This is a genomic window from Psychrobacter sp. CX90 (assembly GCF_057396305.2).
This window is the reverse complement of sequence record NZ_CM182008.1, coordinates 307,353-333,272: the sequence shown is the minus strand read 5'-3', so window position 1 is coordinate 333,272 and position 25,920 is coordinate 307,353. Positions and strand designations below refer to the sequence as shown.

General features: G+C 40.0%; 20 protein-coding genes. 10 read left to right on the top strand and 10 right to left on the bottom strand.

The window, feature by feature from the left end; genetic code table 11:
* Positions 1–43 precede the first annotated feature (43 nt).
* A complete protein-coding gene (locus tag AC2SLN_RS01305; RefSeq protein WP_486548881.1) occupies positions 44–952 on the top strand; it encodes a LysO family transporter in 909 nt (302 codons plus the stop codon).
* Between the two features lie 15 nt (positions 953–967).
* Here AC2SLN_RS01305 and AC2SLN_RS01300 read toward each other — a convergent pair whose 3' ends face one another.
* From AC2SLN_RS01300 to AC2SLN_RS01275, 6 genes are all read right to left on the bottom strand, one after another.
* Positions 968–4,162 (bottom strand): type I restriction endonuclease subunit R, encoded by a 3,195-nt coding sequence (locus AC2SLN_RS01300; RefSeq protein ID WP_486548882.1) that lies wholly within the window; start codon positions 4,160–4,162, stop codon positions 968–970.
* A gap of 69 nt (positions 4,163–4,231) precedes the next feature.
* Entirely contained in the window at positions 4,232–5,413 is a 1,182-nt protein-coding gene (locus AC2SLN_RS01295) for an SIR2 family protein (protein ID WP_486548883.1), read from the bottom strand.
* Positions 5,406–6,815 carry a restriction endonuclease subunit S gene (locus AC2SLN_RS01290; protein WP_486548884.1) on the bottom strand — a complete coding sequence of 470 codons (1,410 nt, stop codon included), beginning with the start codon at positions 6,813–6,815 and terminating at the stop codon, positions 5,406–5,408. Before AC2SLN_RS01290 ends, AC2SLN_RS01295 begins: the two co-directional genes overlap by 8 nt.
* Positions 6,805–8,637, bottom strand: a complete 1,833-nt coding sequence (locus AC2SLN_RS01285; RefSeq protein WP_486548945.1) for a class I SAM-dependent DNA methyltransferase — start codon at positions 8,635–8,637, stop codon at positions 6,805–6,807. Before AC2SLN_RS01285 ends, AC2SLN_RS01290 begins: the two co-directional genes overlap by 11 nt.
* 112 nt (positions 8,638–8,749) lie before the next feature.
* Positions 8,750–10,039 (bottom strand): FAD-dependent monooxygenase, encoded by a 1,290-nt coding sequence (locus AC2SLN_RS01280; RefSeq protein WP_486548885.1) that lies wholly within the window; start codon positions 10,037–10,039, stop codon positions 8,750–8,752.
* Between the two features lie 145 nt (positions 10,040–10,184).
* Positions 10,185–11,513: an FAD-dependent monooxygenase gene (locus AC2SLN_RS01275; protein ID WP_486548886.1), complete on the bottom strand. Its 1,329-nt coding sequence runs from the start codon at positions 11,511–11,513 to the stop codon at positions 10,185–10,187.
* Between the two features lie 181 nt (positions 11,514–11,694).
* On the opposite strand from AC2SLN_RS01275, the gene AC2SLN_RS01270 reads away from it, so the two are divergent.
* The 7 genes from AC2SLN_RS01270 to AC2SLN_RS01240 all read left to right on the top strand — a co-directional run bounded on the left by AC2SLN_RS01270 (position 11,695) and on the right by AC2SLN_RS01240 (position 18,053).
* A complete protein-coding gene (locus AC2SLN_RS01270) occupies positions 11,695–12,054 on the top strand; it encodes a hypothetical protein (RefSeq protein WP_486548887.1) in 360 nt (119 codons plus the stop codon).
* A gap of 247 nt (positions 12,055–12,301) precedes the next feature.
* Positions 12,302–13,432, top strand: a complete 1,131-nt coding sequence (locus AC2SLN_RS01265; RefSeq protein ID WP_486548888.1) for a PhoH family protein — start codon at positions 12,302–12,304, stop codon at positions 13,430–13,432.
* A gap of 352 nt (positions 13,433–13,784) precedes the next feature.
* Positions 13,785–14,357, top strand: a complete 573-nt coding sequence (ybeY, locus tag AC2SLN_RS01260) for an rRNA maturation RNase YbeY (protein WP_486548889.1) — start codon at positions 13,785–13,787, stop codon at positions 14,355–14,357.
* A 291-nt stretch (positions 14,358–14,648) separates the two neighbouring features.
* The gene (locus tag AC2SLN_RS01255; protein ID WP_486548890.1) at positions 14,649–15,677 is read left to right on the top strand and encodes a DNA cytosine methyltransferase; all 1,029 of its coding nucleotides are present in this window, start codon (positions 14,649–14,651) and stop codon (positions 15,675–15,677) included.
* The gene (locus AC2SLN_RS01250; protein ID WP_486548891.1) at positions 15,670–16,698 is read left to right on the top strand and encodes a DNA adenine methylase; all 1,029 of its coding nucleotides are present in this window, start codon (positions 15,670–15,672) and stop codon (positions 16,696–16,698) included. Before AC2SLN_RS01255 ends, AC2SLN_RS01250 begins: the two co-directional genes overlap by 8 nt.
* Positions 16,676–17,170, top strand: a complete 495-nt coding sequence (locus AC2SLN_RS01245; protein ID WP_486548892.1) for a hypothetical protein — start codon at positions 16,676–16,678, stop codon at positions 17,168–17,170. The genes AC2SLN_RS01250 and AC2SLN_RS01245 overlap by 23 nt, the downstream gene beginning before the upstream one ends.
* Positions 17,171–17,624: 454 nt before the next feature.
* Complete coding sequence (locus tag AC2SLN_RS01240; RefSeq protein WP_486548893.1) at positions 17,625–18,053, top strand: Hsp20/alpha crystallin family protein; 429 nt, start codon at positions 17,625–17,627, stop codon at positions 18,051–18,053.
* Between the two features lie 567 nt (positions 18,054–18,620).
* On the opposite strand, the gene AC2SLN_RS01235 is transcribed toward AC2SLN_RS01240, so the two are convergent.
* From AC2SLN_RS01235 to fumC, 4 genes are all read right to left on the bottom strand, one after another.
* On the bottom strand, positions 18,621–20,279 hold the full coding sequence (locus AC2SLN_RS01235; protein ID WP_486548894.1) for a hypothetical protein: 1,659 nt from the start codon (positions 20,277–20,279) through the stop codon (positions 18,621–18,623).
* 1,175 nt (positions 20,280–21,454) lie between these two features.
* Positions 21,455–21,886, bottom strand: a complete 432-nt coding sequence (locus AC2SLN_RS01230; protein ID WP_486548895.1) for an ACP-like domain-containing protein — start codon at positions 21,884–21,886, stop codon at positions 21,455–21,457.
* Between the two features lie 371 nt (positions 21,887–22,257).
* Positions 22,258–22,608, bottom strand: coding sequence for a hypothetical protein (locus tag AC2SLN_RS01225; RefSeq protein WP_486548896.1), 351 nt, complete (start codon positions 22,606–22,608; stop codon positions 22,258–22,260).
* A gap of 610 nt (positions 22,609–23,218) precedes the next feature.
* Entirely contained in the window at positions 23,219–24,607 is a 1,389-nt protein-coding gene (gene fumC, locus AC2SLN_RS01220) for a class II fumarate hydratase (RefSeq protein ID WP_486548897.1), read from the bottom strand.
* 303 nt (positions 24,608–24,910) lie between these two features.
* Here fumC and AC2SLN_RS01215 point away from each other — a divergent pair, with 303 nt between their 5' ends.
* Both AC2SLN_RS01215 and AC2SLN_RS01210 read left to right on the top strand, forming a co-directional pair.
* Positions 24,911–25,531, top strand: coding sequence for a 5-formyltetrahydrofolate cyclo-ligase (locus tag AC2SLN_RS01215; RefSeq protein WP_486548898.1), 621 nt, complete (start codon positions 24,911–24,913; stop codon positions 25,529–25,531).
* Entirely contained in the window at positions 25,528–25,833 is a 306-nt protein-coding gene (locus AC2SLN_RS01210) for a hypothetical protein (RefSeq protein WP_486548899.1), read from the top strand. Before AC2SLN_RS01215 ends, AC2SLN_RS01210 begins: the two co-directional genes overlap by 4 nt.
* Positions 25,834–25,920 lie beyond the last annotated feature (87 nt).

Here is a 25,920-nt window from a genome sequence, read left to right as displayed (position 1 = left end):
CTTTTCTCAACTATGGCTATAAACTGCCTGCGTGCCTTCTATCATGTCTAGCCTGACCACTTTAATTCTAGTCCTTGCCCCCCTATTTATTGGATTTGCATTGCCGTTAAACCGCAGTCTTTTCCATATCTCTGAACGCCTTCTTGGCTATTTGGTATACGTCATTCTTACCTTAATTGGTATTGAATTGGCACAAGTGGAAGGGCTGAGCAGTCAAATAGCCAACATCGCACTCTATGTCACGGTGTTGTCAATCTTAACAATTGGCAGTGGGCTGGCTGGTTTGATGTTATTCGACCGATTTGTGCCTTGGACTCCGCCCGGGGAAAAATCTGCCATCCATCATAAAGTCAGTATCCGTGGCAGTCTGATACAAGTCTTATGTGTTGGTTTGGGTTTTGTTATTGGGAAGGTATTACCCGCCACATATATGCCACCTGAAAACACCATGACTGGATTACTCATGCTGTTAATACTGCTGGTAGGTATTGGTTTAAAAGGGTCGGGAATTACCTTAAAAGAGGTGGTGCTCAGCAAACGCGGTATGCAGACCAGTGTGATATTCACCCTTTCAGTCTTGGTGAGCGGTGTGATATTTGCGATGCTGTTTGCAGACGTATCTTTGACCCAAGGCTTGGCTCTGGCTTCTGGATTTGGTTGGTATTCACTCTCTGCCATCGTTATGACCGACGCGTATGGTGCGGTTTGGGGCAGTGTCGCATTGTTTAATGACTTAGTGCGAGAGTTTTTTGCACTATTATTTATTCCCCTATTTATGCATCGTCATCCATCAGCTGCGGTCGGGCTTGGCGGCGCAACCAGTCTTGATTTTACCTTGCCTGTTATTCAGCAATCGGGCGGACTCGCTGTCGTACCACTTGCTATAAGCTTTGGTTTTATTATTAATATTGTTGCGCCAGTATTGATGGTGTTTTTTGCGTCGTTTGGTTAAGTTAATATTATAAAGCTAAACTGACTCACTCCATGCATCTGCTAACACTTCTGCTTGTTGCATCACCAAAGCAACCGCTTCGGCAGCTTTATCAGGTGGGTATTTCCACTTTTGTAGCGTACGACGTACAAGAATTCTCAACTTCGAGCGTACACTTTCACGCTTTTGCCAATCTACAGTTGTCGATTTTCGGAGACGTTCAGTAATTTCAACAGCAATTTTCTTAAGGGTTTCATCCCCTAATTGACGCACTGCGCTTTCATTATTTGCCAGTGCATCATAAAAGGCAATCTCATCAGAGTTCAAGCCTGACGCATTAGATCGAGCCATCTCTTCTTGAAAACTCTTTGCCATCGCAATCAACTCTTCGATGACTTGCGCCGTCTCAATTGAGCGATTGTTATAGCGAGTCAACGTGGCTTGCAAACGCTCTGAGAACTTCTTCTCTTGTAAAACATTACGTTGAGTTTTAGCGTGGATATCATCTCTTAAAAGCTTTTTCAATAACTCAACCGCTAGGTTTTGCTCTGGCATTTGTCGCACATCATCTAAAAAATCATCAGATAATAAACCAATATTGGGCTTATCTAAGCCACACAATTTAAAAATATCATCAACGCCTTCTGCCACCACAGCATTATCTACAATCCGTTTAAGCGCTGATGTTTTTTGCTGGTTACTATTTGACGTTTGCCGACGTTCAAACTTAGTCAATGCCGCTTTAATAGCTGCGAAAAATGCCAACTTCTTCTGATAAGGTTGGGCAGTATCTAAAGTTGAGCATAGTGCATAAGCTTTGCTAGCTTGTAATACCAAATCAGAAAAGCGTTTTTTGCCATCATCAAGTCCTAAAATGTGATTGGCTGCAATAGGCAATAATCGTGCAGTTTGAGTATCAAACTCAGATATGTCTAATTCATCATGTTGTGCTGTTTTAGCAAACATACCTTGAATGGCATCCATTCTAGCTAAAAACACTTGTAAAGCTTCTGCTGTATTGTAGGTTGGTTGTCCACGACCTTTCGATTCAGTATATATTTTAAGTGCGTCTTTTAACTCATTCGCAATACCAATATAATCAACCACCAGCCCGCCAGGTTTGTCTTTAAAGACACGATTGACCCGTGCAATGGCCTGCATGAGATTGTGCCCTCGCATGGGCTTATCAATATACATTGTATGACAAGCTGGGGCATCAAAACCTGTTAGCCACATATCACGAACAATAACAAGTTTAAGCGTGTCGTTTGGGTCTTTAAAACGACTCTCCAGCATTTTTTTGGTTTTTTGGCTATAAATGTGCGGTTGTAGCAATGGCTTGTCAGATGCTGACCCTGTCATTACAACCTTGATAGCGCCTTTACTCGGTTCCTCATCATGCCATTCAGGGCGCAAAGCGATAATCTCATTATAAAGCTGTACACAGATATCGCGGCTCATACCCACAATCATTGCCTTGCCATCAATTTCTTGTAGGCGCTGCTCAAAGTGATTAACAAGATCTAACGCTACCAATTCTAGACGTGGTTTACTGCCGACTAGCTTCTCTAAGCGTGTCCACTCACCTTTGGTCTTTTCACGATTGATATCCTCTTCTTCTTCAATAATCACTTCAACTTCCTCAGACAGAGCGGAAATTTCGGCATGATTGAGATCTAACTTTGCAAGGCGTGACTCATAAAATATGGGTACAGTTGCACCATCATCGACTGCATCTTGAATATCATATATCGACACATAATCGCCAAATACCGCCCTTGTATCTTTATCTTCTGTCGCAATGGGCGTTCCAGTAAAGCCAATAAAGGTAGCGTTAGGCAATGCATCACGCAAATGCTTAGCAAAACCGTGCTGATACTGACCTGTTTTTTGGTTATATCGGGCATTTAGCCCATATTGACTGCGATGGGCTTCATCAGATATAACGACTAAATTATGTCGTTCATTTAAAACAGGGTGTGCTTCCTCATTTGATAATAATGCAAACTTTTGAACAGTAGTAAAGATAATACCGCCAGACTCACGTTCCCTTAAGCGTTCACGCAGGCTTTCTCTATCCTCTGCCTGTATGGGTGTTTGGCGCAGTAATTCATGCGCACTGCTAAAAGTGGCAAACAACTGACCATCTAGGTCGTTACGATCCGTGACGACAACTATGGTTGGATTTCCCATTTCAGGATGTTGTGACAGCTTACTTGCATAGCAACACATTGAGATACTCTTACCACTACCCTGAGTATGCCAAACCACACCTGCTTTTTTGCTACCAGATTCTACCTTGCTACCATACGTTGCTCTGGGTTCAGAGACGCCGCTTATGCCTTCTGCTGTGATATTTTTTGATGCAATAACTGTGGCTTTAACGGCTTCTCGTACAGCATGGAATTGATGATATGCCGCTTGCTTTTTAATCAGTCGCCCGCCCTCTTCTTCAAAGAGTACAAAATAACGGATATAGTCTATAAATAGATCACGACGAAAAAAACCTTTAATAACGGTCTCAAGTTGCCACTCTAACATAGGCTTATCATCTTCATTGGAAATGGTACGCCATGGCATGAAGCGCTCTTCGTTGGCAGTCAGCGATCCTACTTTAGCACTATAGCCATCACTAATTACCAGCGCTTCATTATAAATAAACAGATCTGGCAATTCGGTTTTATAAGTTTGTAGCTGGTTAAAGGCATCAGTGATGTCTACCGCTTCATCGCTTGGGCTTTTTAATTCAATGACAGCCAGCGGTAATCCATTAACATAGCAAATGATATCGGGACGACGTGGACGCCCTTCTATGATAGTCTTTATTGTTAGCTGATTGACAGCAGTAAATTGGTTGTTATTAACGGTCTGGAAGTCAATGACAAAAAGCCTGTCTTGCTGCTGACGGTCATCGGCATCTTTGTATTGAATAGGAATACCCGCTAAAAGCAGCTGATGGATACTGCGATTACGACTTGCTAAATCCATACTCATTTGCTGGCGCAATTGCCGCAACGCTTGTTCAAAACACTCCTCGAACGCATCTACTGGAATATGAGCATTGATACGCTTGACAGCAGCTTGTAAGTCATCAACCAATAGTACGTCATGATAGCTATCACGAGCTCTACTTTGGTTGGATTCTGGGGTTAACTCTGGGCCGTAGACAATTTGCCAGCCTACATCAGCAAACCAGTCTAAACATAGTAATTCTAGGTCTTCTTCGGTCATAGGAGTGAACATCCAATTGGTCAATAATATTTATTACTGTTAATTTTTATTTGGCTTTGCAACTTCACTTTAGAGAGAAACTTTACCCTTAGCACAATCAATGGCAAAACGTAATAACTGTTCTAGTTGAGTATGGTCATGATCGACTACTTCATACCAAATGGGTTGAATATTTAAATTTAGCAAAGCACTTTCTTTTCCATCTTTATTTGCACTTTCAGGCATTAAAGAGAAATGACTGGGTATATCAAAACTCTTTGAGTCGATAATATCTTGAAAAACAGCCATAGTTTTATCTTGGTATAAGCTACAACCAAGAAATAATAACGAGTGACTGATAAAAATTTGTCTTAAGGTTCTAGGCAGTTGCTTAGTATAATCGATTTGAGTATCACCATAAGCATCAGCATATTGAGAACTGCTAAAAATATGGCTATCTTGTGAATCAAAATTTCCATGTAATTTAAGTATACATTTCTCGCCTTGAACCAATTTTGCAGCAAATTGGTTTTCTTGCTGCATACCATGCATATACCCTTCGATAGATTTATGGGCATTTGTAAAAACTTGCTCAATAATCCTATCAAAGTTAGTCGTAATGATACAGGCATCTGTCAGTTCTGGTAATAACGAGGCTATACCTGAAGATCCAGATTTCAAACTGTCTTTAATACTATTAGTATCAAAGTTATTCCTCAGATAGCTGGCAACTATCACAGGGTCAATACTATAAAGTTCATCAGCAGCCTCTATATATCTCCATTCTTTAATAGAACTAGAAATCTTAACTTTCATCTCATCATCAAGACTTGTATTTGCTTTAACTTTTTCAAATATAGCTTGTAAAGCTTCACCCCAAAGAGGGAAACCATAGTTTTTAGACAACCCTGCACCAACAAACGGGGCAATCCTCTGTTTTTTTATCGCACTAACTAACCTGTTAAAGGGTGCGATTTGATTAGATCTTGATAAATATTCCTTAATATCTTCATACTTATCAGCTTCAACCTGATTACTCCATCGCTCCATTTCATCGAGATAAGCAGTAGGATCATACCAAAATAATACCTCACTTGCTTCTATAGAGTATTTATTTGGACTGTCTTGATTAGCACCTAATCCATGAAACTCGATAGGAGACTCGCCGTTTAACTCTTTGTGAAATAAACTATTCTCAGCGTCTAGCTCCGCTTTTACAGATGTTTTAAAGCTTTGAACCGTATCAACCAGTCCTTTCCACTTTTCAGTCATCTTGCATCTCCACAAGCCCACTCACATCCAGCTTACCTGATAGCAATTTAGGCAATAACGTATCTCTAAGTTCGGCAAGGTTCTGATTTTGTAAATTTGACTGATCTATTTTCGGATAAAATTTTTGTACTTTTTCAGAATAAAAAGTCATAATCTCATGAATTGGCATGACTATTTGCATATTCATTATAGCTTCTTTATCACCTCTAGGCATCTTTGCGCCTTTTGAGGTTTGCATCATAAAATCAAAAAAAGAATCTTGGAATAACAAATTATAAACAAACTCCTTGATTTCTTGATTGATACTTTTAAACCCTAAGACATCCGCTGATCTTCCTCCCTCGAAGCTTGCAAACCATATCTTCTTAAAATAAGGCCGAATGTTAGATATAAGTATGTCACCTTCTTCCACTTTCGGTACGGTTTTTACATTCGGTAGTTTAGATGCTGTAGTAATACCTCGCTTATTTTCAATCATGCTTTCCGTAGAAACATAGTTCCTAATAGTAAGTTCTTCTACAGGCTCTCTTTGGTTTGTATAACTACAGATATCTTTTAATCGACCTACCTCCCAACCTTTAGGAATCTCTCCTAACTCGCTATCTACCAATTCACTAGGAAATAAACTTGCCTTTTGTTGCAATTTAGCAAAATCATTGGGCTTAGATTTTTTCATGCTCTCTAACTGCTCGTCGGTTTGACAACTGATTACCTGCATGGCAGCACGTTCTGCATCGTCAATACTACCGCCACTTTCTAATACCTCACGCTTAGCACGCACAGGATCAAAGTCCACAAACCAACTTTTAAAAATCGCCTGCGCCATTTCCTCTAAGGTTTGGTTAATATGATTATTGATTTGGATTTTTTTGTCTAAATTTCCAAGAATTTCTACAATAATATTTTGAGTTGGCAATGGGGGGCAAGGCACATTTATTTTTCTAACTGAAGTGGAAGCTTTGGCGATTGCAGGTACTCCAACTTGAGAAGCAAAGGACAAGAGCTGAAATTGGCCTTCAGAACTTCTTAAATAATAGTTAACAAAATAAGGATTAACTATCTTTTGATTTAAAGTTATCTTAAGTTGACTTTGGGAAACCAAATATTTATCAAAATTACTATTATCTGGGATGATACTAACTTGCCCTAAGGTTCCCCTATGAGTTATTACAATATCTCTTCTATAAGCTATTGAGCTTTTTAATTCTTTTGCCTTATCCTCTGAAATAAAATCGAAATTCGTTTCATCAATTGTGTATCCGTGAAGATTTCCACCTTTAAGAATAGGAACGCCAAAGGTCTTAAAACTTTCTTTTTTTATTCTAGAACCAAATGGTCCCATAGCTATAGCACCTTTTGAAGGCTCTTTAATCTCCTCAATCGTTTTTTTATTAAAACCCATAACCCAACCCCGCCAAGTTCCTTTTAATCTCCTGCTCTAACTCACTACTTTGTGCAAACTGCTCTGATAGCGTGGCAGTCAAGCGTGTCATCTTATCTGCAAACGGTTCAATGTCCTCCTCAACCTTAGCCGCACCTACATAGCGCCCTGGTGTTAGAACATAATCATGCTTTTGAATATCCTCAAGGCTGGCGCTATAGCAAAATCCAGCGATATCTCTATAACCTTCGCTCTCTATGCTATTATCAGCGTCATTAGCAGCTTTAGCCTCCTGCCAATCATGAAAGGTGCGAGTGATCAGACCAATATCCTCATCGGTAAAATCACGCAATACCCGATCTTTCATATAACCGATGTCGCGCGCATCAATAAACAGCACCTCACCTTGACGATCACGCTTGCGCACATCATACGCAAAGCCATTGGCTTTATCTTTACTCAAAAACCAAATACAAGCAGGTATTTGAGTATTGGTAAATAGCTGGCCAGGTAGTGCCACAATACACTCAACCAAATCCGCCTCAATAAGTGCTTGGCGGATATCGCCTTCACCACTGGTTTGACTGCTCATCGAACCATTTGCTAACAACAATGCCATACTGCCAGAGGGTGCAAGATGATAAAGCATGTGCTGAATCCACGCAAAGTTAGCATTGCTCTTAGGCGGTGTGCCATATTTCCAGCGGGCATCATCAGTCAGTTTTTCATGCCACCAGTCTTTGATATTAAATGGTGGGTTTGCCATTACAAAGTCTGCCCGCAGATCAGGATGTTGATCGTTTAAAAAACTATCTGCATGCTCTCCAAAGTCATAATCCATGCCACGAATTGCTAAGTTCATTGCTGCTAGCTTCCATGTGGTTGGATTGCTTTCTTGCCCATAAATAGAGATATTACGGCGCTGCTCACTGGCGTTATAGTGCTTTTCACCCGCATGACGAGCAATAAACTTATCGCTTGAGATAAAAAACCCGCCACTACCCATTGCTGGGTCATAAATACGCCCTTGGTAAGGTTGTAGCATCTCTACAATTAAGGTTACGATACTTTTAGGCGTATAATACTGTCCGCCCTGCTTGCCTTCAGCCAACGCAAACTGCCCTAAAAAATACTCGTAGATGTGCCCTAAGATATCTTTGCTATTGATAGTTAACGTATGTCCTTCATATTTAACTTGATTAAAGCTGGTATCAGAAAAGCTATCAATAAGTCCTTTTAACTTATCATCAGGTAGCTGATAACCACTGATTCGGTTAAGCACATTCTTTAATCTTGCGTTGGCTTTTTCAATCTCATCCATCGCATTATCAATGAGCCATGAGACCGAGCGTAGCTTTATTTCTTTAATAGGGTCTTTGTCATCATTGTCTTTTGTCTGTCCTTGATGTTGTGCTCTTATAATTGCAGCATCTTCTTTACTAACATCTTTGCCTTGATACTCGTATTTTAGGACACTCCCTGTTGGTAAGGCTGCCGTCTCTTTTATATAGTCCCAGCGGGCCATTTTTGGCACCCAAAAGACATTTTGCTCACTATAATAATCACGAAGCTCCAACTCATCACTTAACGCTTGCTGATACTCATCCTCACTTTCATAAAACGTCGGATCAAGATAATAAACATTATCGCCATCATTTTTATTCAACAGCTCTTTTAGCTCATTACGCCGTTGCTCAAAAGCATCAGACACGTATTTAATAAAAATAAGTCCCAATACAATGTGCTTGTAGTTGGCAGCATCAAGGCTACTGCGTAACTTATCAGCCGCTTTCCAGAGCTTTGTATCTAGCTCATTTAAAAACTGTTGCTCAACTTCGGAAATATTAAATTTTTCGGTTGTCGTTTCTGAACTCATTTTATTACTCATTAACTTATAACTCATTAATTTTAAATAAATACCTTTTGAATAACTAACTCAAACTTCCATTTAAAACTTAAACCCCACTCGCCTGCTTGGTAAACAATCGCATTAACGGTTTGATTTTGCCGACGCGGTACATTCCCTCACTACGCACTTGCTGCACAGGTCGCAGCGCAGCAAAATCGCCGGCAAATAGCCAGTTAATTAGCGAAAAGCTATGCATCATCATACTATTGCGAGGACGACGCACACGCTCATAACGACGCAATGTCGCAAGCTCGCCCCACAGTTTGTTACCACTACGTTTATAGTCAGTCATTAACGTATCAACCAAGGCTTCTACATCCAACATTCCTAGGTTTAAACCCTGACCTGCCAGCGGATGCACACCATGCGCAGCATCGCCAACCAACACCAAATTCTCTTTGACATAGCTCTTTGCTTGTTGGGCATTGAGTGGAAAACTCGCCAATGACTCTAATTGTTCAATATCGCCTAAAGCATACTGCGTCGCTGCTACCAACTCTTGTTTAATCAGGTCATTCTTTTGCAAACCAGCATGTTGCGTATTAAGTTGCAACAACTCTTCTGCTTTATTAGTTGGCAGAGTCCATACCACAGATTGCCAATGCTGTGGATTAGCTTGATCTTCAGCAGTTATATCTGCCAAGGGTAATAGGGCCAACGTTCCTGTTGGCAGCATTAACTGACGTGCCGTGGCGAGATGCGGTTTTTGCGTTTTAATCGCACAGCAAATGGCGGTTTGATGATAATCAAAGGTGTCTAAGCCAATACCTACTTCACGGCGTACCAATGAGCCTCGCCCATCTGCACCAATAATCAGTTTGGCTTGCAACGTCTGACCATTATCCAGCCCAACCGCATAACCTTTTTGCTCGCCAAGCCAATCCAGCTCTGTCACTTTATGACCCGACACTACGGTCAGATTATCTTTAAACTCATCTGCTTTAAGGCGCTGAGCCAATGCATGCTCAATAACAAAAGGCTCAACCATACTACCCAGTAGTTGTGGCACGGCATCATCGCCAAAATTTAGCTCGCCTTTGCCATCTTGTTGCCATACCTGCATTTGAGTGTAGTCCGCCTTACGCCCACTTTGTGAGATTAATTGCCACGCACCAACCTCTCGCAGTTGAGCAATGCTCGCTAGGCTTAACGCATACACGCGAGCATCACGTTGGCTCAGTTTTTGTTGCCATTGCACATCGCTCAAAGCAGGTCTGGCATCAACCAAAGTCACTGGCTGTTTTTGTATTGCCAGTTTTAGAGCCAACGTAGCGCCAACAATGCCACCACCAATAATAAGGGTGTTCATTGGTCGATTTTGAGGTGATACGGACATAGTGGTTTTCCGTTATTAAAAGAGTTGTTTATTAAAAAGAGAGGTGTTTACTAAAAAGAATGTTAAAAAGTCGATTATCTTTTTTTGTAAAAGTTTTAAAAGTAGTTTGACGGTATTAACTATATAAAATACTAACCCTATGCCGTCAGGTCTTTAACCCCATGGCATACGATGCCACCAAAGGCTTGATACCCGGTGTTTTATTAAATGCTTTTAAGGCAACATTGCGCATGAGCTTAACCGCAGGGTTGGGATGGGTAAAACCATGCACCACCGCATCACAAAAGCGAATGACCCGTTTTTGGTCTTTCAAACGGGCTTGTTCATAGCTTTTAAGCATGTCCGCATCGCCAATATCTTTGCCGCGTAGCACTTGATTGGACAGCATTTTTGCTAATACATGCGCATCTCGCATACACAGGTTAAACCCTTGACCCGCAACAGGATGCAACGTGTGCGCCGCATTTCCCATGATGACCACACGCCCTTCTACCTGACGCTCTGCCAGCACACGGGTTAACGGATAGGCACCCCGTCTGCCTGCTTTAACAAACTTGCCCGCACGTAGCCCAAATGCCTGTTGCATCGTAGACAAATACAAGTCATCATCATCAAGATACTGTTGCTCTTCGCCCGTTTTGCATACCCACACTACCGAACGGCGGTAACCATCTTGAACAGGGTTATTACCATCGCCGCGTTCATGGTTATTAGGGTCGGTCAGTGGCAACACAGCCAAAGGTCCCGCTGGGCTAAAGCGCTCAATCGCCACATGCTGATGCGGGGTATCGGTTTGCACCACACCTACGATTGCGGTCTGCCCATAATCGTAGGTGCTGACACTGATGCCAAGCAGATTACGCACAGTAGAATGTTGACCATCGCAAGCCACCAGCATAGTACCCGTCAAGGTTTGTTGGCTGGCTGTCTTTGTGTCATAGACTAACGTTACTGCTTTTGCCGTTTGCTGAACCGACGTGACCACCGCCCCATCAATCAGGGTAATCAGCGGATTGTCTTGCACGGCAAGCAACAGCTTACGCCCAAGCCACGAACTTTCTATCACTTGACCAAACGACTCAACATTCTCTTCCTCTTTATTCAGCTCAGCATAACCAAAACTGCCCTGCTCGCTCACTTGCACAGAATCAATACGGCAAGCATGGCTTTGCAATTCATGCCACAAGTCAATCTCTTCATAAATTTGCACGGTGCGACGTGACAACGCCATATTGCGACTGTCTAAATAATGGGTACGATTGACATCATCATCTGGGCTAATCTCAGGGTAGGTATTCTTTTCAATAAGAGTACTGGCAATACCTTTACTGGCCAAAAGTAGCGCAAAAGACAAACCCACTTGACCACCACCTGCAATCAATACCGTTTGCTCTGTAATGGCATGTAGATTGCTGGTATGGTTGTTTTGGCTTTGTTGGTTTGTTTGTAAGCTTGATGATACAGTGTCTTTCATAAGTTTAGCCTGATTTTTATAATCATTAAGAGAATACTGTCATATTATTAGGTATGGATATTATCATAAGCTTCTAATGCTGTTTAATCTAGAAATATAATCACACCTTTTTACTAAAAATTTATTATTTACTAAAGCAGCTGCTCAGCTTTAAAATACGCTCTTTTTTGGAGTACTCTATATGAAACAATTTACCGTTATTACCAGCACTCTATTAATGACCTTAACCTTATTAACCTCCTGTACTATCCCTATCTCTACTGATAACGTTGGAGATATTGGTGTCATAACCCAACCTGTACCTGTTGCCGTTCCTATTATTATAGACGTAAACACGAGATCAACTGATAACAAAAAAGACACAACTGAGAAAAAAGATAAATCCGTTTATATGTGTAAATTAAATGCCTTTACAAGCACTTATCATGCTGAAGATACTAACAGAGGTAAAGCCCGCCTTAACGTAAAAAAACAGTGTCTTAATCAGTTTAATGAGATGTTTTGTCGTGATAAAGACATCACTTGTGTTGAATACAACTAAAAATAAACCTCAATCAAGCGTCGTTTATTAGGCTTATCTCAATCCTTTTTTTAGTCATGTAATGAAATTGTATCAATTCATTATTAAGCTGTTTAATTTTAGGATTTACTTAGTTACAACTGTTACTATTATTATTAGTGCAACCATTTTAGTTAACTAATAAGCCCCCATTTTAAAAATAGAAACCTGTCTTATTCAGATTAAAGTCATACAACATATTAAAATTAAACGATAAAAGGATTCTCACTTGACTGACGCCGTTACTCGTAAAGTTAACTTAGACTTTCTAACTTCCCCTCAGCTAAAAACCCTAGTAGGCGAATACAATAACCACATAAAATACATTCAAGACCGCCTAGATATTAATATCAATCAACGTCAACATAAATTTACCCTAGCAGGCGATTTAATAGCCGTTGAGCGTGGCGATTATATTTTAAATAAGCTTGCTGATGAAGCTCGATCATCCGAAGACATAACACCAGAAGAGTTACACCTCATCATTCAAGCCAGTATGTCTCGCAAATTTGATTACCCTGCCCCAGCTGAAGATGAAGCGCCTGATGAGCAAGGTTCAGATGACCCCAATCAAAACCCGTATCAATACGATGAATTGGCAAATTATGATTCAATTGCGCTCAAGACTCGTAAAGGCAAAATAATACCTCGAGGGGGTAACCAGCAGCGTTATGTACAGCGCATCTTGACTTCCGATGTCTCCTTTGGTGTTGGCCCAGCTGGTACAGGTAAAACTTATCTCGCAGTGGCCTGTGCAGTAGATATGTTAGAGCGTAACGAGATTGAGCGCATACTACTGGTTCGCCCAGCCGTTGAAGCTGGCGAAAAACTAGGGTTCTTACCGGGCGACTTAACTCAAAAAATAGATCCTTACTTGCGTCCTCTTTACGATGCACTGTATGAGATGCTTGGCTTTGAGAAAGTGAGCAAGCTCATCGAAAAGCAAGTCATTGAGGTTGCGCCGCTTGCTTATATGCGAGGGCGTACATTGAACAACTCGTTTGTTATTTTGGATGAGGCACAAAACACCACGCCTGAGCAGATGAAGATGTTTTTAACTCGCTTAGGCTTTGGCTCTCGTGCCGTTATAACAGGCGATATTACTCAGGTTGATTTGCCACGTGGTCACAAATCTGGGCTTGCCCAAGCAATGCAAATCCTAAGTAATATTGAAGAGATTCATATCACTAAATTTGACTCAAAAGATGTAGTACGTCATCAATTGGTTCAAAAAATCGTCGAGGCATATGGCGAATTTGACGAAGAACAAGAAGCCCTTAAAGAAGCGAGAAAACAGGCTCGTATTGCTGAGCAAGAGCGCAAACAAGCCGAAGCTTTAGTCGCCTCTCAAACTCAGTAGCCATTCATAGGCTTTATCTACTAACATTAACATACATTATAACGTCCTCTCAAATGTGATTGGGAGGATTTTTTATGGCTTTAAAAAACTAAAAGATAAAAAGCATGGCCTTAATATCGTAGTTCCATCAATATGGAGAAATAGGCATATCATAAGTAGACGCTCGTACAACACTATGTCCGGTGTTCGTCCCTCACACAACGGCAATTATCTTCGTGATAGCGCTTATTGCACTGCAAATAAATGTTTGTGCTCAAAAGAACTGTATTCGTTTGACGATGAGTAATTATCTACTTTATGGTTTAATAGGCAACGTATCTCTCACAACGTATCTCTCTCACAGGTTCTAATCATGCCCATCTCACAATCAGCAACCCAGCCCACGATCAATATCAGCCATTCCGCATTGGTAGCCGATGAGTTTATCTCGCAATACTATGCGCCTGATACCTTGCAAAAGGTATTGGTAAATACCTTAGAGTTCATGAATATACAGCAAAAATCTGGTTTAACTTTTCCGTATTACCAAGAATTAGACAGTGAGTTATGGTTAGCCACCCCTAAAGAGCTTGACGTATATATCACGGATTTGACCGAAGCCAAGGCGCTAAATAACGAGGCACGTGGCAAAGATTATGCGACCAATATTTTATCTTATCCAAGTGATTTACCGCCGTTTATATTGCAAGAAATGCCCACGATTCCACTGGGCGAATTAATTATTTGCCATGATGTGGTGGTTACAGAAGCGAAGGAACAGAACAAAACCGTTGCCGAACACACCACACACTTACTGGTGCATGGTATCTTGCATTTGCTAGGCTTTGACCATGAATTAGGGCAAGCTGAGCAGAATGAAATGGAAGGGTTCGAAATTGCTATCTTAGCAAAGCTTGGGATTAATAATCCTTACATTAGTAAGTAGCTTTTACTAGGGAGATGCCCTTAGGTTTTAGGATTATTCACTTAGCTTTTTTAAAGCAGGCATTTGCTATTTCTGGTAGAATATTTGCCCGATGACTAATGCAAATTTCAGCCGCAAATTTCAGCCGCAAATTATGATCGAAAGTGATGCTAGATAATTTCGAGCAATTTTTTTTGATATATAAACCCATACTTAGCCCCGATAAGCCTAATGTTTATCGGGGCTATATAGTCAGAATGCAGACCTAAAAACGAATAACGTTGTGGCATGCTAAATAGGTAAAACAAAATTATGAGTAAAACTTTAAGGTACATTGACTTGTTCTCAGGAGCTGGTGGGTTTTCTCTTGGTTTTGATAATAAAGGCTTTGAAAATGTTTTTTCAGTTGATATTGAGCCTAGCTTTTGTGAAACGTACCGTCACAACTTTCCCAGTCATCAGTTAATACAAAAAGATTTATGCGATGTCACAGACGCTGAACTGGCATCTTTAAAGTCTCACACCAATATTGATGTCATTATTGGTGGCCCCCCCTGTCAGGGCTTTAGCATGGCTGGCAATATCGGCAGAAAGTTTATTGACGACCCAAGAAATAGACTGTTTAAAGAGTTTGTTAGAGTGGTCAAAGTTATTAAGCCAACATTTTTTGTGATGGAAAACGTGGCTCGCTTATACACGCATAATAAAGGTCAAACCAGACAAGAAATCATCTCAGACTTTGAAGAACTCGGCTATACAGTCGATTGTCAGATTTTAAATTCAGCAGATTATGGTGTACCACAAGTTAGGAAGCGCGTTATTTTTATTGGCTCAAAAAATAACCAGACCATACTTTTCCCTAAAAGAAGTGTCGATGAATATACCACTGTAGGTCAGGCACTGTCATCTTATCCGAAACTAGAGTCTGGTCAGCAGTCGGATATCCCTAACCACGCTGCCATGTCACATTCCGAACAAATGCTACACAAAATGAGCTTTGTCTCAGACGGTGGCGATAGGCATGAAATCCCTGAGCCCTTTCGGCCTAAAACGGGCGATATTCGAAAATACATCAAATATGCGAGTGATAAGCCCTCTGTTACCGTTACTGGCGATATGCGTAAAATCTTTCATTATGAGCAAAATAGAGCGCTGACGGTGCGAGAATTGGCCAAGCTACAAACCTTTCCGGACGACTTTGTGTTTAAAGGCACTCGAATATCGCAACAACAACAAGTGGGTAATGCCGTTCCGCCAAAAATGGCAGAAGCCATAGCCAGTACCATTATTATGATGAATAATGAGCTTATGATGAGTGACAAGATAAGTAACCATGAGTAAGTACCCAACTGTCAATTACATTGGCAATAAAGAAAAAATTGCATCGTGGATATGTGACCAATTCCCAGCAAATGTTAACACCTTATTCGATGCATTCTCTGGCGGATGTTCTTTGAGTTATGAGGCCAAGAGAAGAGGTCTTGAAGTTTACACAAACGATATCCTGAAAGTAAATTATCATATTGCCAATGCCCTAATCGAAAACAATGAAACAACGCTTGACGAATCAGACATTGAGGTTATTTTTAGCGGCGAACCTTTTGAAGGTTTTATGTATAAAAACTACTCAGAGGTGTACTTTTTCCCTCAAGAGTGTAGAGAGCTCGATTTATATAAACATAATATTGAACAATTAGCGTGCGATAAAAAGCAGTCACTGGCTTATGCTTTGATGCGTCGATCTATGATCAGAAAAATGCCCTATTCACGATTTACTATAAACTGGGAAAAGATAGTGCAACTGCGTGATGAAGAATACAGCTATCGCAAATATAAAAGAAGACGCGCCTATCATAATCAATCTTTTAAGCATCATTTTCTACAAAACTTGGATGACTACAACCAAGCGGTGTTTGATAATGGTCAAAACAACAAAGCTTATAATGATGACATCTTCAATTTACTCGACACAGTAAAAGCAGATATCATTTATTTAGATCCACCCTATACTGGTACGATGAACAATTATTTTGGGTTTTATGGTCTGGTTGATGATTTTATTACCTCAACCGTTACCCAGCCATTTGCGAATGATTTTAGGAACAAAAGCGCTGCTATTGAGCTTTTTGATAACTTATTCGCTAAACTAGGTCATTATAAACACTGGTATTTAAGCTATAACGACTCATCCTATCCCAGTAAAGAAGACCTGCTAGCACTATTAAATAAGTACTCAAGCAGGGTACACGTTATTGAGCGCAAGCATAACTATCAAATTACAGGTAAGGTTAAAAAAGACACCAATAAAGAGTTTTTATTCATTGTTGAGAATACAAATCATGATAACCCTTCAAGTCACTGAGCAGGACAAACAATTTGCCAAAGATCAAATTGATGCATTTAAAAAAATTGATGCGGGCCGCTGGCGCTACACCAATGTTGAGGCATGGCGAGGCGTTGTCTGCGAGATACTAACCAGCAATTGGCTTGCACAACATTTCACAATAAATAAATTCGCTAAAGGGCTTGATGACTCAGGCATTGTTGATGACTGTGACATGATCATTAATGGTAAAAAAGTTGAAATAAAATCAGCAACTAAAAACTACTTTAGATATTTAATGCCCAAAATACACGATGTAAGAGACAAACCAAAAGATATCTATATCGGTACTAAGTACAATGAAACAGTCGAGCCCAATCAAGTACAGATCATTGGGTTCATTAAGCGCTCTGATATCCTAAACTATCCTGTAAAACAAAATAAAGGTGCACCCTATTACGAAATTCCTTTATCTGATTTACTTCCAATCACTATTGATACCTTTGAATAATAAAGAATAATACGCATTTGTTGACTTATTGTGAGGGTTCATTGTACTGCCATCTCCTAGGGTTAAGCTAGTTAACAGAGTATTCAAGTTATGATATGAGATAGGGATATGATAGTTAGAACATAGCTGTTTAATAGCTATTATAGTTATTAACCCTCTATTATTAACCCTGCTCAGTCCCATGAAATACCAACACATACAATAGCTAAGTCTCATAAAATAGTAAGCACCAAATCGTTCAAATGAGTGTTGCGTAAATTGGGATGCTTTTTGGTTTTAGAGACTTTGTAGAGTCATAACTTGCTGTTAAATATGGGTAATACAACTAAAAACTTACCTAATATCATCCTCTTGAAATTCTAAGACTAATCCTTACTTATATAGGTAAGACAGTAGCGATACTGTAGAAAGCAACATAATAAACAATGAGTTAATCAACTATAAGGTGAATATTATGAATAAATTAGCGACTAGAAACTCAATACTTGACAGCTTATTTGACAACATGGTACCTGGCTTTTATATGCGCCCTCTACACGGAGATGCCCTACCTTCGGCAGAGCAAATTAAAATTGATGTCAGTGAAAAAGACGATAAATTCTACGTGACTGCTGAAATACCGGGTGTCGCAAAAGAGGATATCGACTTATCACTGTCTGGCGATATTGTTTCAATAAGCGCTGAGATTGAACAAAAAGACGAACAGAAAGAAGGCAATAAAGTGCTACGTAGCGAGCGTTATTTTGGTTCTGTATCACGCAGCTTCCAGTTGCCAGAAAAAGTAAATGTAGATGCGGCTGAAGCCTCTTATGAAAACGGCGTATTGCAGCTAATCCTACCAAAAGAAACCGGCTCAGTGAGTAAAAAGCTTGCTATTAAATAAGCTCGCTATTAAGCAAGCAGCTTGATTTATTAGTAGTCAGTTTGGCTTATACAATACACCAAGACTATTAGTAACAAGACTGTAAATAAAAGGGCACATGAGTTATTCATGTGCCCTTTTACTGTTTATAAATTTTTCTCTATAAACAGTAAAGGTTAAATTAAAATGGCCAAGACCGATACCAATCAAATCTAACATTCACGACCCTTCTATACAATTTAACGGCAAATATGACACCTAACATTACCTGAAAGCATAATCGCATAAGAGTCATTTTGATTGTGTAGCATTTCATGAGCTTTGATTTGGCCTATGGTTAACAGAATCGGCGCTATATGCATGATTTTGACGACAAGTTTAATCAAGTTTTAAACAGGAGTTTAGGATGGTGCTCGCATTAACAAGCACTGTGATGAGTGCTTTAAAGAGCACATTAAAGCGCATATTAAAGCGCATATTAAAGAGAATGCAGTATGCCAGAAAATCAACGCACACCGCATAGAGTCTAAGGCTTCAATAAGTCGCATTACAGATGATGATTCAGCAGTGTCAAATCAGCATTGATAGTTACGCTGACAGTCTTATTGTGTCAATGGAAACAACAATAACGACAAGCAATGACCATATTGCGTAAATCGGTAAATAGTTGACAATAGATTTTTTAAGTGCAATATCACCTTTTTCTGGATGGCGCCACAACTTAAAGTATTGATAGCCAATTTGGCAAAGATGGGTAAAAATTAATATATTGACACCCGTTACAATAAAACGATTAAGTGTAAAACCATGTGCGTTAAACCGACTAAACATAGAATATAAAATAACCACATTGAAGAGGCTAACCACAAAGAGCATAAAAGTCGTTAACACATCCATCAAACCAAAGTGGCTAGTCGCCGTTACCTGAGTAGATACAGCTTTGCTTGAAATGACCTCTTTTGACCTACTATCCGTCGAAGCCTTTCTGGCAAAAATATGATAAACACTCATTACCCAAATCACGATAAGCAACCCATTGGTGGTTATCAGTGCTTCTCTGTTTTCTACAGGCGACGTACCCGTATACAGCATATGAATAAGATAAACCAAAAAGGTAATTGCGCATAGTGGCGAGAAAACTTGCAATAAAATAGACGCCAAACGGCTATTCTCTTTAAACCTCGTAAAATACAAATGAGTGGCGACTAAAGGTGTAGCCACGATACCTAGAGGTACCATATTTTCAATATACCATTCTCCAATACCTCGGGTATTCGACATCTCAAACAGCATTAAAGTAAACGCTGTTAAGATGATGCCACCAAACAATATTAAGATAGAAAACACCCCTATCTCACTTAAATACTGCAGATAAGCTACCCGTGCTTGCCAAGATTTAGAGGCATGGCTGTACATAATTGCACCTAGCATACTAATTAGCACAATAGGACTATGCAACCACATCATGACCACGGTATCATTGTTATTATGGAACGAACCGAACGCTTCAAAAAAGGTTATAACTAGCAGATATAGGCTATATATTATGAGACCACCCAGCCAGAGTAAGGTTAGTTTTTCAGGTTTTTTCTGCGAAAACAGCAAATAGCAAACTATTCCTAAAACCACCAACAATGGCACAACCAAAACATAGTATTGTCCACTACCAAGGGGTGCTATACCAGATGGAAAATCCCATTGAGGTAGCTTTATCAAAATCCACACAACCACAGATATAGCTGTGACATGCAACCATGATGCTGGTATATAGCTGGATTGTGAGGTTACTAATTCTGGACTACCTGCATCTTCTGAACTACCTGCTTCTGAGCTGCCTGCTTCTGAACTAACTATGAGTTGGGGCTGACTAGCTGAAGCTGAGCTTTGAGGCGGGAGCGAAACTTCATTGGCATTAACTTGAGCGCGCTCTTCTAAGTTTAATGGGCTATCACAACCATACCGAGACCGAGCTTGCCAACTTGTGACCAGTCCTGCCAGTAAAGCATCCTCAGGTAACTGACTGCTCAGCTCGGCAAGCTCAGTATAAATAGTGCTAATAATGTTTGCTTTCGAATTTTTAGTACCTGCTTGTTCATGCGCTGACTTTAATGCAATGGACTGCATGAAGACTTCTTCCAACCTCAGTGCCAAAGCACTCAAATCATCTGCGTTCCTGCCACTGTTTTGATATTCAATCATGCCCTGTTTGATAGTCTTACCATAATCATCTACAGAATTTGAAGCCATTTCTAACACCCTGAATTAGTTTGAATTATTATGAATGGAGTGTAAAGGTCGCCTTATAAAATAGATAGCCATTTCTAATCACTTCATGAGTTTTTCACTAAATCTTGGTTTGAACGTGACGAGCCTGATGAATAAAAATATTGGTATAAAAAAGCAATACTAGTCCGTCATTTACTGCCCGCATAGCCCAACGTTACAGTCTAAGAACCAAAAGACTGGCCTTAATATCGGAGCTCTTAAGAAAGGGAGAAATATGCTAGTCAACCGTAGGCGTTCTTTAATGATTATGTCCGTACCTCGTCCCTCGGCAAAGAGCAAATATCCTACTAGCAGTTAGAATAATTTGTTATTTTGCACTCTTATCGAGTAGGACATGGGAACTATAGCTTATTCCAAATAGTTTATTTCCAATAACTTGTTCCCAATAGCTTATTACCAATAACTCAGACTCAAGACCACCAGACTCACCGAATTCAAATTTTGGTATTGATCTAGAATATAAAGGCCAACAGTATACGTTTGTACGCGTACTACAATCCATTGCGCCATACCAAATAGTGATTAAGTTACCCTTTGTATTATATCTAACTGACGGATTGCTTGCGGTTAAAGACGTAAATGGGCTAATGCAACCCATCGAAGGCGATGCGGCTGCATGATACGTCGATAGAGATGAGACTAACTATGATGAGAGTGTTCAACTCAACTCAACTCATCATACATTCGCCATCCAGAAGAAGTCTCAGCAGAGAATTTCGCACTTTGAGTAATTGAAGGAAAAATTGAAGGAGAAATTGACTACCAAGAACCTGTTAACACGATCATTAACGTGATGAAAAGTAGTCATCAGCTACGTTTAAATCGTTTTAGCAAAAACAACAATAACGTGACAAAATCAGTGCCCAAAAAAACAGGCTCTACCATTGTCATAGTTGAATTCTCTACAGACGCTTAAGAAAGTTGCACACTTACCACGAACAAAGCAACACCGGTAATACAACGAGGTCACCGCTAGTCCTAAAAGCCGTTAAAATTAGCATTATCATTTCTAGATATTTTCAGAGATTTGCGCTGAAACTATTAAAAAATATAAACTGTACCCTAAACAAAAGACCTTGCCATATTAATGACAAGGTCCTTTATTTTAGATAAGAAATAAAACATTAAAAGAAAAATTAGCCTTTAATTTTCTTAATTGATTTGACAGTGCAGCCTTTATAAAGGAATTCACTGTTCGCATTTTGAATGTTGACGCTTGATTTGTGATAGTTATCTAGACGTAAAGCATCACTCATGATACTAAAGTTTTCTTCATCACCAAATACGGTGTCAACATCGTCTGACCGTCCAAGGTTAATCGGTAAGAATCTAGATTTACCGTTTAGATAAGCTTCCGCATACGTCGGTAGGTTTTGTTTATTAAATCCATATTTGACGCTTATTTTGCCATTATTTTGGCAAGTATAGTTTACTTGTCTAACTTTTACCGCTGTATCATGGCTTTGTGCAGGATCCATAACTTGGTCTGTATAAGCAAGTGCTGACCCTGAGCTTAAAGTTGCTGCTAAAATTGTTGCAGATGATAGTAGGGTTGTTAACTTCTTCATAAATAAACCTCTTTTGAGTGAATAAAACATGATAAATGACTTTAAATAAAACCAAGCCATTACCACTAAAAGAAAAACTTAAACAGCCTCTAATTAATATCTATATTATATCGCTTTACGTTGAGTTTTACTTTAGTTCTAATTGAGAAGATATATTAAATTACTTTTGATTTTACGCTGTTGTTTATGCGTAATTTTAATAGTATGTTTTGTTATAACATAACATTAAATGTGAGGGTTTAGCCGTTTATTCTTTAGGGAATGTTGCTACCCTATGAAACCGTAAAGAATGCTAAATAGCTATAGGGTTAATGGCAAAGTTAAGCTTTAAAATGATTTGTTTAATACAAACAAGACTTCCAATGTTTGTATTAATAGTCTTCAATCCCTCCAACCCAGAGGTACTTTCTTATAAGTTCTTCCTTTTTAGTATCAAATGTTCTTTTATCATCAATAATTACTGCTTTTAACAACCAACCAGCGTCAATCCCAGCAGATTTCACAGAATCTTTTTTAGTTTTATGCTTATTATAAAGCTTAATAAGAGGTGTTCCTTGCCAATGATAATTCTTACCTCCCATAAGGTCTCGTAATGAAAACCATTCATTTTCATGATTCTTACACCAACAATAAACTGCCCCTTGAAGGAAAGCTTTTATCTCATTAATTTCTTCATTTGAAAGTCCAGTAACATTCCTTAGTTCTGACTTTATCTTTAACATAAAAACCTTTTCAAATAATGATTTTCTAGATATACCACAAATATATCATAAGTAATTTTTTTATTGAGCAGAATATAATAAGGCATTATAAGAAGAATATATTAGTGTCAGGCATGATTGGTTTCACATCTGTAATCTATCACCCAAACAAAAAACCTTGCCATACTAAATGTCAAGGGTTTATTAATTTTAAGAAAGTATCATAGTTTGTCAGATATGACTCGGCTACTAGCCAAAAGTATATCTACCGAGCGCTCACTGTACAAGTCGTACAGTAAGCGAGTCTGACAACGTTGCAAAATATTAATCAGAACTTAGAATACCTATGCAAAAATTTGAGTAGCAAGGCAATCAAGTGAAAGCACGACAAGTCGTAGGCTGAGCTTGATAATACTTAAACTTAAGTGGGTTAAATTTGAACCTGCTACAAGGCGACCGACCGAAGATTGTAGCTAGTTTATTAAAAGGCGACATCAAGGACGGTCGACACTGTCGTTATATAAATAGAATAGTTTGTCAGATATGACTCGGCTACTAGGAAGACGAGCGCTCACTGTACAAGTCGTACAGTAAGCGAGTCTGACAACGTAGCAGAGTTATATATGATGAACTATTTAGGGTGAACCATATCGGCGGGCGTCACCCACTCATCAAACTGGGCTTCGGTTAATAAATCAAGCTCGACCGCAACTTGCTTTAAGGTTTTGTTTTCTTTATAAGCCGTTTTGGCAATCTTAGCGGCGTTCTCGTAACCCACATGACGGTTTAATGCGGTTACTAGCATTAATGAGTTGTGTAGGAATTCGTCGATTTTATCTTTCACAGGTTGAATACCTACGGCACAGTTCTCGTTAAAGCTGTTGCAGGCATCGCCCAATAACTTGATAGATTGTAATAAGTTATACGCTATAACTGGCTTGAATACGTTCAGCTCAAAGTTACCAGACGCGCCAGCCATGCTGATAGTCACATCGTTACCCATGACTTGAGCCACGACCATGGTCATCGCTTCAGACTGAGTGGGGTTGACTTTGCCTGGCATGATGGATGAGCCTGGCTCATTGGCAGGAATTTCAAGCTCGCCTAAACCACAACGAGGGCCAGACGCTAACCAACGCACGTCATTAGCGATTTTGTTTAGACTAGCGGCGAGTGTTTTTAATGCGCCTGAGGCAAATACTTCGGCATCGCGGGCGGCCAATGCTTCAAATTTGTTGGGAGAAGTCACAAAAGGCAGGCCAGTCAATGTTGCTAATTGTTCAGCGGCTTTGACGGCATAATCAGGGTGTGAGTTAAGACCAGTACCGACTGCTGTACCGCCTAAAGGCAGCTCATATAAGCCTTGTAGGGCATTGTCGATGCGGGTTAACGCATGGTCTAGTTGGCTGACATAACCACTGAACTCTTGACCAAGTGTCAATGGCGTGGCGTCTTGTAGATGCGTACGACCGATTTTTACGATGCTATCAAACTCTTTGGCTTTCGCATCTAATGTATCACGCAAGGCTTTGACCGCTGGGATAAGAAGACTATTGATTTGACGAGCAGCGGCAACACGGATAGCGGTTGGGAAGCTGTCGTTGGTAGACTGGGCATGGTTCACGTGATCATTGGGATGAATGGGCTTGTAAGTACCACGTGGGTTGCCGGCGATTTCGTTAGCACGGTTGGCCAGTACTTCGTTCATGTTCATGTTTGACTGTGTACCAGAACCGGTCTGCCACACTACTAATGGGAATTGATCGGTAAACCCACCGTTAATGACTTCATCTGCGGCTTGGACGATAAGGTCGCGTTGGCTCTCTTCAATACGGCCAAGGCTCGCATTGGTAATAGCGGCAGCTTTTTTGACTAGCGCCATTGCTTCAATCATTGGACGAGGAAGCGTTTCGCCGCCAATCTTGAAGTTGTCACGGCTGCGCTGAGTTTGTGCGCCCCAGTAGGCATCCTCTGGTACTTCTACGTTGCCCATGGTGTCTTTTTCGGTACGAGTTGACATGATGTCTCCTATTTTTTATCGAGTATTAGTTATTGAACATAATTTATTAAATACTAGACGTTAAATACTAGTTATTGAACATAAGTTATTGAACACAAATGGATGTTTCTAATATCATCGTCTTAAATACCATTCATCGTCTTAAATAGTTGTTATGGTAATCAGTTTCATGATTTTGTTTCTACGCTAAGCTTGGTAAGCTTTAAACGTAATTATGATAGCATGACTTTATAACAAACGCATTCTGACAACCCATCAAAACCTATCAAAATGTCGGCCCACTAACAAATTACGCTATTTATTATGACAACCAACAACATCGATAGTCCTCAAAATCCCGATAGACGACACATGAACCGTCAACGCCGTGACCTAACTGAGCAGCAACGTCGTACTGCGGCCACGCTTGCCAGTCGTCATTTGCCAAAGCTTGCCCCTCGCCTATCCAAAGGTGCTAAGGTGGGTATATATATTGATGGCTTTGGTGAACTGCCAACGCAACCCCTCTTAGCCTGGTGCAAACGCATGGGATTTAGTGCCTATATTCCCGTGGTCAATACATTAGGCAAAGACAATAAAACCATGCGCTTTGTGCCTGTGAGCCAGAGTCGGTTGGCTAATATGCCGACTGTTCATCATAGTTTGGGTATGAAGGAATCTAAACACAGGCATCTTATTTGGGCGCAGCAGTTAGACGTTATATTTTGTCCGCTTGTAGCGGCTGACAAATATGGCAATCGTATGGGGATGGGTGGTGGCTTTTATGACACTACTTTAGGGGCTTGTTATCACTCTAAGCGTAAAAAACCATTACGAGTCGGTTGGTGTTATGAGTTTCAAGTGGTAGAGCAACTGCAAACTCAGCCGTGGGATGTCCCGCTTAACGCCTTGATTACTCCTGAAAAAATACGGTGGTTCAAATGAGTGATGACTCAAAAAACAAAAGTACTATTAATGAGAATGAGGAAGGTATCACTAAAAAAGAAAATGTCATTAATGATAAGAATAACATAGCTTCTAGTGCGGATAATGTCGATCAATACCTTCACGATATTGAAAAGAAGAATATCGGTAATCAGCAACGTCAACTCACTCCAGAAGAGCAACTTTCTACCGAAGATGAATTGGCCCGTTTGATTAATGCCGACAAGTTAAAGGTTTTAATGGAAAATGGCGATAATTTAGTGGGCTACTTAACCGGTGCAATTGATAGATTTAAAGAATAAAGATTAGATACGCTATAAACCAGTCATAAAACCCATTGTGAACAATCAAATATTATAAAGGCAAATGTGACTCAGCCACACTTGCCT